Here is a 12,570-nt window from a genome sequence, read left to right as displayed (position 1 = left end):
GCTGGGGTCATGAACCCTCGGATCGCCGTTGTTCCCGGTTCCTTCGACCCGCCGACGCTCGGACACCTCGATGTCATCCGGCGCGCCGCGGCGCTGTACGACCAGCTCCACGTGCTGGTCGTACACAACCCGGGCAAGGAGGCGATGCTCCCGATCGCCCAGCGGTTGACCCTGCTGGAGCAGTCGATCGCGGAGAACGAGATCGCCGGCGACGTGATCGTCGCGTCCTGGAGCATGGGGCTGCTCGTTGACTACGCCACCGATGTGGGGGCGGGCGTGCTCGTCAAAGGCATCCGCTCGCAGGTCGACGTGGCCTACGAAACGCCGATGGCGATCGTCAACCGGCACCTCGCGCACGTCGAGACCGTCTTCCTGCTGCCCGATCCCGCCCATGCGCTGGTATCCAGCTCGCTGGTGCGCCAGGTCGCCTCGCTCGGCGGCGACGTTTCGCCCTTCGTTCCGGCCCCGGTCGCCCGCTTCCTCGACACCGGCGCGCGCCACATCTGATCCGGGAGCGCTCGCGCCCAGGTAGCATTGATGACCGTGGTGAGAATGCATGTCAGCGGTCCCTTCGTGTTTCCCGCGCGCGACATCGTCAACCGCCCAGGCGAGATGCGCGAGTTCGTCGTCGACGCTCCCGCCCCGCAGCGCTGGGGTGAAGGACTGGTCTCGGTGGCGCATGGTGAGCCGGTGCGGCTGGACGTACGCCTCGAGTCGGTCCACGAGGGAATCCTGGTCACCGGCGAGGCATCCGCGGTCTACCGCGGCATCTGCGGGCGCTGCCTCATCGACATCGCCCAGCCCGTCGAAGTCGAGTTTCAGGAACTCTTCGGTTATCCTGGGGAGGAAGCGACTGACTTCGAACTCCAGAACGACTATGTCGACACGGGGCCACTTGTCAGGGACACCATCGTCCTTGCGCTTCCGTTCCAGCCGGTGTGTCAGCCGGACTGCCCGGGGCTTGACCCGATCACGGGCGAGAGGCTGACCGAGGAAGCGGCGCAAGAGCCCCGCGAATCCGTAGATCCGCGCTGGGCGACCCTGAAGACCTTTACCAACGACGCGGTGGCTGATCGCCGCGACGAGACCACAGAAGAGAGCTAGCCATGGCAGGCAACCCCCCGAAGCGCAAGGTTTCGCGTTCCAACACCCGCTCGCGCCGCGCGCAGTGGAAGGCGGCGCCCATCGCGCTGGTGAAGACCATCGAAAACGGCGCGGTCGTCTACAGCCGTCCGCACCAGGCCAAGGTCGTCACGGACTCGCAGGGCACTGAACTGTTCCTGGAGTACAAGGGCCGCAAGGTCGCTGACGTCTGATCCGCGATCGGCGGACGGCGTGACAGACGTCTCCCACCAGCGCGCAGCGCTGGTGGACAAGCTCGGGGTCGACATCGACCCCGAGCTTCTGTCGCTCGCCCTGACGCATCGATCCTTCGCGTATGAGGCCGGTGGCATCCCCCACAACGAGCGCCTCGAATTCCTCGGCGACTCGGTGCTGGGCCAGGCGGTGACCGTGCGACTGTTCACGGCGCACCCCGATCTGGACGAAGGCGAGCTGGCCAAGCGCCGGGCGAGCGTCGTGTCGACGGTGGCTCTGGCCGAGGTCGCACGCGGCATCGGGCTGGGTGATCACCTGCTTCTCGGACGCGGTGAGCAGCAGACCGGCGGACGAGACAAGGACTCGATCCTCGCCGACACCATGGAAGCGGTGATCGGAGCGACGTACATTTCGGCCGGTCCGGATGCCGCGACGGGCCTGGTGCTGCGCCTGGTCGAGCCGCTGCTGCAGGACCCCGACCGGTACGGCGCCGCGATGGACCCCAAGACGAGCCTGCAGGAGCTTGCGGCGCGCAACGCGTTCGGCCCCCCGGTGTACGCCATCGAAGCGGCCGGGCCCGATCACGACCGGGTGTTCACGGCATACGTGACCGTCGGTGACTTCACGGCCGCCGGTTCTGGCACGAGCAAGAAGCAGGCCGAAATGGCGGCCGCGCTCAGCGCGTGGCGCGAACTCAGTACGCGTGCCTGAGCTTCCCGAAGTCGAAGTGGTCCGCGCGGGGTTGGCGCCCGCGGTCACCGGCTCGCGCGTTGCCGGCGTCACGGTATGGGATGAGCGAGCGCTGACCCGTCACGACGGCGACGCCCGCTCGTTCGAAACCGCGCTCACCGGCCGCCGCGTCACCGGCGCCGCACGCCGCGGCAAGTTCCTCTGGCTGCCGCTGGACGGCGGCGATCACGCCGTCGTCGGCCACCTCGGCATGAGCGGACAGCTGCTGCTGCGACCCCCGGCTGCTCCGGCCGAACGCCACGAGCGCGTACGTCTGGACATCGATCATCCCGAGCACGGCGAGCTCGCCGTCGTCTTCGCCGACCAGCGCACGTTCGGCTCGCTGGCACTGGACACGCTCGTGCCGACACCCGACGGCGCCGCCGGCGGGTGGGGGACGGATGCCGCGACGGTGCCGACCCAGGTGTCTCACATCGCCCGCGATCCGCTGGATCCGGCGTTCCGCGACGATCTCTTCCGCGCTGCGCTGAGCCGCAAGGCCTCCGCGATCAAGCGGGTGCTGCTGGATCAGACCGTGCTCAGCGGCGTCGGCAACATCTACGCCGACGAAGCCCTGTGGGCCTCGCGCATCCATCCCGAGACTCCGGCTGCGGCGCTGTCGAGCCGTGCCGCGCGAAAGTTGCTCGCCGAGATCCGCGCAGTCCTCGAGAAGGCGCTGGCCGAGGGCGGCACGAGCTTCGACGCCCAGTACGTCAACGTCAACGGGCAGGCCGGCTACTTCGCCCACTCGCTGAACGCGTACGGCCGCACCGGTCAGCCGTGTCCCAGGTGCGGGGCACCGATCGTGCGGGTGTCGTTCACGAACCGGTCCAGCCACTTCTGCCCCCGCTGCCAGAAGGCACCGAGGCCGCCGCGCTGAGCACGCCGGCCCCGGGCCATCAGGCCGAGAGCACCTTCTTCCAGCCGCCCTCGTAGGCGACCGGGACGAACCCCATCGCCTCGTTGATGTCCAGCATCGGGCGGTTCTCCTCGGCGTTGTAGGTCAGCACGCGCGGCGAGTCCGGCATGAGCTCGCGCCACGTCATCAGGCCGGCGCACTTGACGAGCGTGCCGAGGCGATGCCCGCGATGCTCCTTCAGCACCAGTGTGTCCTCCTGCTGTGTGGCCAGGCTGTGGTCCGGGCCGATGACGAGCTCGTTGAACGCGCACAGCTCGCCGGTGGCGATGTGCTGTGCCGCGGTGACGAGCATCGTGCGCCCGGCGGCTGTGTACTTCGCGTCGTGGCGGGCGACGCGGTCGGCATCCCACGCCTCCTCGTCGAACTCGAGTGCCGCGGCCGGCGCGTCGGTCGACATGCGCGACTTCATCCAGGCGTAGCCCTCGCGATACTCCGCGGGAGTGGGGGCGTGCCACTGCACCACCCGGTACCCCGACGCGGCATCCTTCGCCTGCGCCAGGAGTCGCTCGATCCCGTCGAAGGATGCGGTCAGATCCAGGATGCTGCTGCGATCCACCTGCTCCAGCGTGTAGCCGTGGCGCAGGTAAAAGCGCGTGATGTTGTCGTGCGGAATGCTGCCGAACCCCGTCGGCGGGGCCAGCATCGGCCCATCCGCGGCAGGGTTCATCGCCCAAGACTGCAAGACCGTACGCCCGTGCGTGCGTGCGGTGTCCTCGACGAGTGCGTAGGCGGCGGTACCGATTCCGCGCCCCCACACCTCGCGGAGGAGTTCGATGAGCCAGAACGCGCTTCGCGATCCCTTCGCGAGGGGGATGTCCACGCCGATCCGGCCGACGACCTCGCCGTCGACGACAGCGAGCCAGACGTAGCGGATCTGATCTGGGTCGGGGTCGTAGTGGGGGCGCAGCTCGGCCGGGGTGATGGATTCGTCGTCGTGACCGGAGACTTCGCGGTACACGGTGTTGCGCACGCGGACCATTTCGGCGAAGTCGCCTTCGTCGGGCGGGTCGCCCGTGCCGGGCGCGATGAGGGGGCGGAACTCGACGTCGAGTGCGGTGGAGGTCATGGTGGTTCTTTCGTTGGGGAGGTGGTGTCCGCAGCGTTGAGTGCTCCGGACACCACCGGGGTTCACAGCGGTCGGGTGCCCAGGGCCAGCCACAGCCAGGCCGCCTCGCGTTCGCGGCGGTCGTCGGCCGCACGCCGCGCCAGCGCGGCTTCGGCTTCGTCGGCACTGAGTTGGGGCCGCGTGCTCCACAGGAGCAGCGCGAGCGCGACGCGCATGGCGACGCGGTCGACGAACGACGTCCGAGGCGTCCGTCCAGCCAGCTGCAACGTATCGGGCACGCCCGATGAGCGCTGCGGCGCAGTGTTGGTTCGCATGATCTTTCTCTTTCAGGCAGAGATGGATGCCGCCGAGGGCGGCGGGATGCCGTGCCGCAGCACGGAGCGGGGGAGCCGTGATGGGGCACGGCGCGGAGGGGCGGCGGAGCGCGAGCAGCTGCCTCAGACGAGGCGGCGGGGAGCGATCATGCCCCGGGAGGGGCAGAGTTCTCCTACGCGGTGCGGCTCAGCCGGCTTCGTGGGCGAGGACGCTCTGGAGCGTTCCAAAGGAGACGGTCCCCGCAACACGAGACGGGCGTACTGGATACGCGACCTCGGTGGTGTTGATACGAATCATCGGGGGACCTCCTTTCTCGACTTCGGATGCGAGAGCCGACGCTAGCGCGTGGCGCACATCCCGTCAAGTGACATGCCGGTAGCGTGGTGCGGTAACCGCTGACGGAGGACTGCCCATGCACCTGAAGAGCGTGACGCTCAAAGGGTTCAAGTCGTTTGCGCAGCCGACGACGTTCGCCCTGGAACCGGGGGTGACCTGCATCGTCGGGCCCAACGGATCAGGCAAGTCCAATGTCGTCGACGCGCTCGCCTGGGTGATGGGGGAGCAGGGCGCCAAGACGCTCCGCGGCGGCAAGATGGAGGACGTCATCTTCGCCGGCACCGCCACCCGCGGCCCGCTGGGACGCGCCGAGGTGCAACTGACCATCGACAACAGCGACGGTGCGCTGCCGATCGAGTACAGCGAAGTGACGATCAGTCGCACCCTGTTCCGCAACGGCGCCAGCGAGTACGCCATCAACGGTGAGAGCTGCCGGCTGCTGGACGTGCAGGAGCTGCTGAGCGATACCGGTCTGGGCCGCGAGATGCACGTGATCGTCGGCCAGGGCCGGCTGGACAGCGTGCTGCAGGCGTCGCCGGAGGAACGTCGCGGTTTCGTCGAGGAGGCCGCCGGCATCCTCAAGCACCGCAGGCGCAAGGAGAAGACCCTGCGCAAGCTCGCCGCGATGGAGGCGAACCTCACCCGGCTGTCGGACCTCGCCGGGGAGTTGCGCCGGCAGCTGAAGCCGCTGGGGCGCCAGGCCGAGATCGCCCGCGAAGCCGCCACGATCGCCGCCGTCGTCCGCGACGCCAAGGCGCGCCTGTTCGCCGACGATCTGGTGAGCCTGCGCGCGCAGCTGGCCGACCACGCGCGCAACGAGCAGGAGCGTCACTCCGAACGTCTCGTGCTCCAGGATCAGGCCGAGCAAGTGCGCGCCCGGATCGAGCGGCTGGAAGCCGAGCAGCGCTCCGAGGCGGTCGACCGCACGCGGCGCACGACCTTCGCCCTCGAGCAGGTGCAGGAACGGCTGCGCGGGCTCTACACCCTCACCGGGCAGCGGCTGTCGCTGCTCTCCGGCGACGACGCCCCGCTGTTCGAACAGACCACCGTCTCGCAGACCACCATCGACGATGCCCGTGCCGAGATCGACGAGATCGCCGCTGGACTGGGCGCCGCGCAGGACGCCGCAGCCGCGGCATCCAGGGACGTCATCCGGTCCCGGGCAGAACTGGACGCCCTCGACGCCGACATCGCGGCACAAAGCGCGCTGGTGTCCGAACACGACATGCGGCTGACCAAGCTGCGCGGTGCCGCCGACGCGGCGCACTCCGGACTATCCGCGGTGCGCGCCGCGCTGGAACGCCAGCAGACGGCACTGGATGCCGCCCTCGCGCGCCGTGCGGAAGCGGAAGAGGCACTGGCGGCTGTCGACCCGGAGCTGGTGCCGGAGGGCACTTCCGCCGAATACGCCGCACTCTACGAGAAGGCGCAGCGCGACGCGACCGAGGCGGAATCGACCGTCGCCGGCATCCGGGAGCGGCTGCACGCCGCCGAGCGGGAACTCGAGGCGCTCACGGCGCAAACCGCGGCGCTGGGCCGGGCCCTCGATGTGCGCAACGCCGCCGCTGAACTGATCGCCGGCGGTGGCGCGGGCATTCGGGGCCTGGTCGGCGACGCGGTCAAGGTGACCGCCGGCTACGAAGCGGCGATCGCCGCCGTGCTGGGGCCGCTCGCCGAAGGCGTGCTGGTCGATTCGGTGGACGAGGCGTACGCGCTGGCGCGCGTGGCGCGCGACGCCGACCTCGGCACGGTCGACATCGCCATCGCCGCCGGGGATGCCACGGCGCCCGCGACCGCGCTGCCTGGCGCGATCGCGGCGACCGCGGTCGTCACCGCGCCGCCGGGCGTGCTTGGCCTGCTGTCGTCGGTCATGATCGTCGACGATCTGGATGCCGTGCGGCAGGTTCCTCCCGGGCTGACCGTCGTCACCCGCGCGGGAGAGATCGTCACGGCACACACGGTGCGCGCCGGCAGCGGCGGTGGGCGCTCCCGCCTCGAACTCGCGGCGGAGCGCGATGCCGCCGCCGACCGGCTGACGGAGATCGTCGTCGTGGCCGACTCGCTGCGCGATGCGCTGGCAGACGCACAGGGCCACCTCGACGGTGCCCGCCAGCGGACCAAGGCGTCGCTGGAGACGCTGCGCGCGCACGACGCGGCGTTGGCCGCACACACCGAGCAGGTCAACCGTGCCACGGTGCGCCACGAGGGCGCGATGGCCGAGTGCGAACGGCTGGAAGCAGGGCTGAGGCCGGCGCAAGCGGCCGTCGCGGACGCCGAGGCCCGCGTGCGCGCCGCCGACGAGGCGCTGGAGCGGGCGCAGCAGATGCCGCGACCCATTCTCGACGCCTCCGCCCGCGAGGGCATGCTCGCCGCTGTCGAGCGCACCCGCGACGCCGAGATGCGCGCGCGGCTGGATGTCGAGACGCTGAAGGAACGCATCCGAGCCGGCGAGCAGCAGGTCGTGCAGCTCGAGCGTCAGCGGGAGCGGGAACGCGCCGCCGCAGAGGAAGCCGCCCGCCGCGCCGTGATCCGCCGCGCCCAGCGCGCCGTCGCCGCAGACATCGCCGCGCAGCTGCCGCCGCTGCTTGACTCGGTCGATCGGTCCGTGTCTCAGGCGCGCGTGGAACTGGCCGCCGCCGAATCGGCGCGCACCGCGGTGACCGCTGAGCTGAGGGAGCTGCGCGCCCAGGAGACGACGGTGCGGGAGCGGCTCGCGGGGCTCACCGAGAGCGTGCACGGGTTGGAGCTGCAGATCCACGAGAAGCGCCTGCACGTCACGAGTCTTCTCGAGCGGGTGGCATCCGAGCTCGGTCTCGACGAGCGTATTCTCGTTTCGGAATACGGTCCTGACCAGCCGGTACCGGTCGCCGATTCGAAGGGTGGCGACACCGAGCCGCGTACCGAGCCCTATGATCGCGCGGCGCAGCGCCGGCGCCTGCAGGAGGCCGAACGCAAGCTCGGTCAGCTGGGCCGGGTGAATCCGCTCGCGCTGGAGGAGTTCTCCGCGCTCGAGCAGCGGCACGCGTTCCTCACGGAGCAACTGAGCGACCTCACCCGCACGCGCGCCGACCTGATGACGATCATCGACGAACTCGACGAGCGCATGCAGACGATCTTCCTCGCCGCCTTCGAGGACACCCGCGTCGCCTTCGGCGAGGTGTTCCCGATCCTGTTCCCCGGCGGCACCGGCAGCATCTCGCTGACCGATCCCGACAGCCCGCTCACCACCGGCATCGAGGTGATGGTGCGTCCGGCCGGAAAGAAGATCGAGCGCCTCTCGCTGCTCTCCGGCGGTGAACGCTCCCTCGCGGCGGTGGCGCTGCTGACGGCCATCTTCAAGGCCCGGCCGAGCCCGTTCTACATCCTCGACGAGGTGGAGGCCGCGCTGGACGATGCGAACCTCGGGCGACTGCTCGGAGTGTTCGAGCAACTCCGCGAGTCCAGTCAGCTGATCGTCATCACGCACCAGAAGCGCACGATGGAGATCGCCGACGCCCTGTACGGCGTCTCGATGCGCCAGGACGGCGTCTCCGCCGTCGTCGGGCAGCGCGTGCGCGATCGGCAGAGCGCGTAGCGCGCCTAGGCTGGAAGCATGGCGGAGAATTCCTGGTCGCTCGGCCGCGCACTGCGCGGCATGTTCGTCAAGCCCGCGATCGATGAGACCACGTGGGAAGACCTTGAGACGGCGCTGTTGACGGCGGACTTCGGTCCCGACATCACCGAGCGCATCGTCGAGGAGCTTCGCGAGAAGGTGGAGCGGTTCCGCACCACCGACCCGCGCGACCTGCAGCGCATGCTGCGGGAGACCCTCGAAGAGCACTTCGCCAAGTTCGACACGACCCTGCGGCTCACGGAGCGGCCTGCGGTTGTGCTGGTGGTGGGCGTGAACGGCGTGGGCAAGACCACGACGATCGGCAAGTTCGCGAAGTTCCTGCAGCGCTACGGCCGCACCGTGGTCGTCGGCGCCGCCGACACGTTCCGCGCCGCCGCCGTCGATCAGCTGGCCACCTGGGCAGAACGCGGGGGAGCGGCGATCGTGCGTCCGCAGCAGGAAGGCCAGGACCCGGCATCCGTCGCGTTCCAGACGATCGAGTATGCCAAGCGCACCGGCACCGAGATCGTGCTCGTCGACACCGCCGGTCGCCTGCACACCAAGGGCGGTCTCATGGACGAGCTCGGCAAGATCCGCCGGGTCATCGAGAAGCAGGCGCCGATCAGCGAGGTGCTGCTGGTGCTGGATGCCACGACCGGCCAGAACGGCGTCATGCAGGCCGAGGCCTTCCTGCAGCACGCCGGTGTCACCGGGCTGGTGCTGACCAAACTGGATGGCTCCGCCAAGGGCGGATTCGTGCTGGCGGTGCAGGAGCGCACCGGGATTCCGGTAAAGCTCCTCGGCCAGGGCGAAGGCATCAATGACCTCACCGGATTCACCCCGCACGTCTTCGCCGCTTCGCTGGTGGAATGACCGGCGCGGCGCGGCGGACTACCGCCTGGGCAGTCGTACTGCTTTCATAGGACCATGGCGATCGAGCACGACTACTTCGGACTCTTGGAAACAGGTCCGGACGGATCGATCTTCTGGTCGGAGAACGTCGAGTTCGCCGACCAGATCGTCACCGTCGATCTCACGGCGCCCGACCAGGACGACGTGTCCTCCGCCGCGCTCGATGTCGCCGCCGCCATGATCTCCACGCTCGAGACGATCGACATGACCGCGCGCAACGCGATGGTCACCGAACTCGACGACCGTGCCAGCGAAGTGACCGAGTACATCCTGCAGCAGCAGGACCGGTTGGGGGACCGCATCGAGGAGTACCTCGTCGACATCTCCGGCGACGTGCACGTCGACGTGATCCGCTCGCTGCAGCTGATGAGCATGACGATCCTCGCCGACGAGCACGGTGGCAGCGACCCGTTCGCCGTCCTCGAGTACGCCCTCGACCCGGATGCCACCGACGACGTGCTGCTGGTCAATCTCGCGTCCGACGGCTCCGTGCAGTCGGTCACCAGCGCTGAGTAGGCCAGCCGCTACACGGCAGGTGACGCGGGCTCGGCCGCAGGTACTGGGTGATCGTGATGATGTCGGTGCCGGCGTCGTTGGATTTCGTACAACAACACCTGATCGCGTGTGCGCACGCGGGGGTCCGTACGCTGAAGTCATGAACCGGGTGGGTAGGCCCAAGGCATCGTCACAGGAGACGCTCGCCGAGGCGGCGTGCGAACTGTTCCTCGAGCGCGGCTACGACGCAACCTCGGTGGCCGACATCACCACACGCGCCGGGGTGAGCCGGTCGAGCTTCTTCAACTACTTCGCCTCGAAGGCGGACGTGCTGTGGGCGGGGCTGGACGAGCGACTGGATGCCGCGACCGCGGCGCTGCTGGCACGCACGCCGGTGCGGGACGCGCTGTGCGCGATCGGCGCCGACTTCGCACCGGACCACCTGGCACTGGCCATCACGAACATGGATGCCATGGGTCTTGCCGTCGAGCTCGACCGGGAACGGGCGATCCGCCAGCTGCGTCTGGCGCGCGCGGTCGCGGAGCGGTTGCGCCGCGACGGAGCCGCGGCACTGCGGGCCGAGGTCTCCGGCGCCGCGAGCGCGGGCGCGGTGTTCTCCGCCGTCTGGGAGTGGGCCGCCGGCGGCGCCGGCCGCGCCGCGCTGGCGCCCCTGCTGGCCGACGCCCTGGATTTCGTCCCCACCGCTCATGGTCGGGTGCGGCAGCTGCGTCTGGTGGTGCAGGCCGAGCAGTACGACGACGCCCTCGCCTTCTACCGCGACGTGGTCGGCATGCCGCAGGCCGAGGCATACGAGGCCGACGGCGGGGCGCGCGTGGCGATCCTCGACGCGGGGCGGGCGACGCTGGAGATCGCCAACCCGGCGCAGGTGGCGTTCATTGACACGGTCGAGACCGACGGCGACGCACCGAGCGACCGGCTGCGCGTCGCGCTCGAGGTCGACGACGCCGCCGTGGCCGTCGACGCGCTGCTGGCCGCCGACGCGACCCTGGAGGCATCCGCCCGCCAGACACCCTGGCGATCGGTGAACGCACGGGTGCGCGGCCGGGCGAACCTGCAGCTGACGCTGTTCCAGGAGCTGGGCCCGGAGTGACGGCTTCGTGAGGGCGCCGCGAGGCTGCCCCGAGTCCACGTAGAATCGGGGGATCATGGCTACCTTCGGCACGCTCTCAGATCGTCTCACCGAGACCTTCCGCAACCTCCGCACCAAGGGCAAGCTCAGCGCTGCTGATGTCGACGGGACCGTGCGCGAGATCCGTCGCGCACTGCTGGACGCCGACGTCGCGCTGCCGGTCGTGAAGGAGTTCACCGCCAAGGTGCGCGAGCGCGCCCTCGGCGACGAGGTCAACCGTGCACTGAACCCGGCACAGCAGGTGGTGCAGATCGTCAACGAGGAGCTCGTGGCGATCCTCGGCGGCCAGCAGCGCCGGCTGCAGTTCGCCAAGACCCCGCCGACGGTGATCATGCTCGCCGGCCTCCAGGGGTCGGGTAAGACCACGTTCGCCGGCAAGCTCGCCAAGATGCTCGAGAAGGACGGCCACACCCCGCTGCTGGTCGCCGCCGACCTGCAGCGCCCGAACGCCGTCAACCAGCTGCAGGTCGTCGCCCAGCAGGCCGGTGCCGCCATCTACGCCCCGGAGCCCGGCAACGGCGTGGGCGACCCGGTGCAGGTCGCCCGCGACGGTGTTGAGACCGCCCGCCGGCAGCAGCACGACGTCGTCATCATCGACACCGCCGGCCGCCTCGGCGTCGACGCGGAGCTGATGAAGCAGGCATCCGACATCCGCAAGGCGACCGACCCCGATGAAGTGCTGTTCGTCATCGACGCGATGATCGGTCAGGACGCCGTCAACACCGCCAAGGCCTTCCAGGAGGGCGTCGACTTCACCGGCGTCGTGCTGAGCAAGCTGGACGGTGACGCCCGCGGTGGTGCCGCGCTGTCCGTGGCATCCGTCACCGGCCGCCCGATCATCTACGCCTCCACCGGTGAGGGCCTCGACGACCTCGAGGCGTTCCACCCGGACCGCATGGCCAGCCGTATCCTCGACCTCGGCGACATCCTCAGCCTCATCGAGCAGGCGCAGGGCGCGTTCGATGAGGAAGAGGCGATGAAGGTCGCCGAGAAGCTGGCGACGGACAGCTTCACCCTCGAGGACTTCCTCGACCAGATGCAGCAGCTCAAGAAGATGGGCTCGATGAAGAAGATGCTCGGCATGCTGCCGGGCATGGGCCAGATGAAGCAGCAGCTGGACAATTTCGACGAGCGGGAGCTCGACCACACCGAGGCCATCATCCGCTCGATGACGCCGGGGGAGCGCCGCAACCCGAAGGTGCTCAACGGCTCGCGGCGGCTGCGCATCGCGCGCGGTTCGGGCATGACCGTCACCGACGTGAACCAGCTCGTGCAGCGGTTCGAGCAGGCATCCAAGATGATGAAGACCGTCGCGCGCGGCGGTGTGCCCAGCATCCCCGGCATGGGATCGATGGGCGGCAAGCCCGGTGCGACCACCAAGCGCGGCAAGCAGCAGAAGAGCCGCGCGGTGTCGCGTTCGGGTAACCCCGCCAAGCGGGCCGCGGAGGCCGCCGGCCTGGCCGCTGCCGCGCCGACCGGATCCGGTTTCGGCCTGGGCGGCCCGCAGCAGGCGCCGAGCGAGGCCGAGCTCGCCGAGATCCAGAAGCTCTTCGGCAAGGGCTGAGCCCGCGCCGCCGCGTCGCGGCATCCACCCTGCGTCGTGTCGCGAGCGTAGGAGATGGGGCCAGCGTAGGACGGATGCCGCCGCGGATCTCCTACCTCCGACCCATCTCCTACCTCCGACCCATCTCCTACCCTGGCTTCGCCGCGCGCGCCGGTCACCGTCTCCTCCCCAGGCC

Annotated in this window: 12 protein-coding genes; 10 read left to right on the top strand and 2 right to left on the bottom strand. The window is 69.7% G+C overall.

Annotated features, from left to right (window positions below; translation table 11 throughout):
- Window positions 1-9: 9 nt before the first annotated feature.
- Genes coaD through mutM form a run of 5 tightly spaced genes read left to right on the top strand, consistent with a single transcriptional unit; the run spans window position 10 to window position 2,926 of the window.
- Complete coding sequence (gene coaD / locus NQ151_RS02605) at window positions 10-507, top strand: pantetheine-phosphate adenylyltransferase (protein WP_257509556.1); 498 nt, start codon at window positions 10-12, stop codon at window positions 505-507.
- A 30-nt stretch (window positions 508-537) separates the two neighbouring features.
- Window positions 538-1,104, top strand: a complete 567-nt coding sequence (locus tag NQ151_RS02600) for a YceD family protein (RefSeq protein ID WP_257526931.1) — start codon at window positions 538-540, stop codon at window positions 1,102-1,104.
- A gap of 2 nt (window positions 1,105-1,106) precedes the next feature.
- Window positions 1,107-1,316, top strand: coding sequence for a 50S ribosomal protein L32 (gene rpmF / locus NQ151_RS02595; RefSeq protein ID WP_257509558.1), 210 nt, complete (start codon window positions 1,107-1,109; stop codon window positions 1,314-1,316).
- Between the two features lie 19 nt (window positions 1,317-1,335).
- Window positions 1,336-2,028 (top strand): ribonuclease III, encoded by a 693-nt coding sequence (rnc, locus tag NQ151_RS02590; protein WP_257509559.1) that lies wholly within the window; start codon window positions 1,336-1,338, stop codon window positions 2,026-2,028.
- A complete protein-coding gene (mutM, locus tag NQ151_RS02585; RefSeq protein WP_257526930.1) occupies window positions 2,021-2,926 on the top strand; it encodes a bifunctional DNA-formamidopyrimidine glycosylase/DNA-(apurinic or apyrimidinic site) lyase in 906 nt (301 codons plus the stop codon). Before rnc ends, mutM begins: the two co-directional genes overlap by 8 nt.
- A 19-nt stretch (window positions 2,927-2,945) precedes the next feature.
- On the opposite strand, the gene NQ151_RS02580 is transcribed toward mutM, so the two are convergent.
- The gene (locus NQ151_RS02580; RefSeq protein ID WP_257526929.1) at window positions 2,946-4,031 is read right to left on the bottom strand and encodes a GNAT family N-acetyltransferase; all 1,086 of its coding nucleotides are present in this window, start codon (window positions 4,029-4,031) and stop codon (window positions 2,946-2,948) included.
- 62 nt (window positions 4,032-4,093) lie between these two features.
- Entirely contained in the window at window positions 4,094-4,345 is a 252-nt protein-coding gene (locus NQ151_RS02575; protein WP_257509562.1) for a hypothetical protein, read from the bottom strand.
- Window positions 4,346-4,758: 413 nt separating this feature from the next.
- Between NQ151_RS02575 and smc the strand changes: the two genes are divergently transcribed.
- The 5 genes from smc to ffh all read left to right on the top strand — a co-directional run bounded on the left by smc (window position 4,759) and on the right by ffh (window position 12,395).
- Entirely contained in the window at window positions 4,759-8,256 is a 3,498-nt protein-coding gene (gene smc, locus NQ151_RS02570) for a chromosome segregation protein SMC (protein WP_257526928.1), read from the top strand.
- Between the two features lie 18 nt (window positions 8,257-8,274).
- Window positions 8,275-9,147, top strand: a complete 873-nt coding sequence (gene ftsY / locus NQ151_RS02565) for a signal recognition particle-docking protein FtsY (RefSeq protein ID WP_257526927.1) — start codon at window positions 8,275-8,277, stop codon at window positions 9,145-9,147.
- 54 nt (window positions 9,148-9,201) lie between these two features.
- On the top strand, window positions 9,202-9,702 hold the full coding sequence (locus tag NQ151_RS02560; protein WP_257509565.1) for a DUF2004 domain-containing protein: 501 nt from the start codon (window positions 9,202-9,204) through the stop codon (window positions 9,700-9,702).
- A 139-nt stretch (window positions 9,703-9,841) separates the two neighbouring features.
- Window positions 9,842-10,792 (top strand): TetR/AcrR family transcriptional regulator, encoded by a 951-nt coding sequence (locus NQ151_RS02555; RefSeq protein WP_257526926.1) that lies wholly within the window; start codon window positions 9,842-9,844, stop codon window positions 10,790-10,792.
- Between the two features lie 55 nt (window positions 10,793-10,847).
- Window positions 10,848-12,395 carry a signal recognition particle protein gene (gene ffh, locus NQ151_RS02550; RefSeq protein ID WP_257526925.1) on the top strand — a complete coding sequence of 516 codons (1,548 nt, stop codon included), beginning with the start codon at window positions 10,848-10,850 and terminating at the stop codon, window positions 12,393-12,395.
- Window positions 12,396-12,570: the final 175 nt, after the last annotated feature.

The sequence above is a fragment of the Microbacterium sp. zg-YB36 genome, from assembly GCF_024623575.2.
Classification (GTDB): Bacteria; Actinomycetota; Actinomycetes; order Actinomycetales; family Microbacteriaceae; genus Microbacterium.
The sequence above is the reverse complement of the archived record's forward strand: the minus strand, read 5'-3'. Positions and strand labels throughout refer to the sequence as shown.

Excerpts from the sequence above, each read along its gene's own strand:
- NQ151_RS02555 (WP_257526926.1), top strand. The coding sequence starts at position 9,842 with ATGAACCGGGTGGGTAGGCCCAAGGCATCGTCACAGGAGACGCTCGCC.
- NQ151_RS02600 (WP_257526931.1), top strand. The coding sequence starts at position 538 with ATGACCGTGGTGAGAATGCATGTCAGCGGTCCCTTCGTGTTTCCCGCG.
- rpmF (WP_257509558.1), top strand. The coding sequence starts at position 1,107 with ATGGCAGGCAACCCCCCGAAGCGCAAGGTTTCGCGTTCCAACACCCGC.
- NQ151_RS02580 (WP_257526929.1), bottom strand. The coding sequence starts at position 4,031 with ATGACCTCCACCGCACTCGACGTCGAGTTCCGCCCCCTCATCGCGCCC.
- smc (WP_257526928.1), top strand. The coding sequence starts at position 4,759 with ATGCACCTGAAGAGCGTGACGCTCAAAGGGTTCAAGTCGTTTGCGCAG.
- ftsY (WP_257526927.1), top strand. The coding sequence starts at position 8,275 with ATGGCGGAGAATTCCTGGTCGCTCGGCCGCGCACTGCGCGGCATGTTC.
- NQ151_RS02575 (WP_257509562.1), bottom strand. The coding sequence starts at position 4,345 with ATGCGAACCAACACTGCGCCGCAGCGCTCATCGGGCGTGCCCGATACG.
- coaD (WP_257509556.1), top strand. The coding sequence starts at position 10 with ATGAACCCTCGGATCGCCGTTGTTCCCGGTTCCTTCGACCCGCCGACG.
- ffh (WP_257526925.1), top strand. The coding sequence starts at position 10,848 with ATGGCTACCTTCGGCACGCTCTCAGATCGTCTCACCGAGACCTTCCGC.
- NQ151_RS02560 (WP_257509565.1), top strand. The coding sequence starts at position 9,202 with ATGGCGATCGAGCACGACTACTTCGGACTCTTGGAAACAGGTCCGGAC.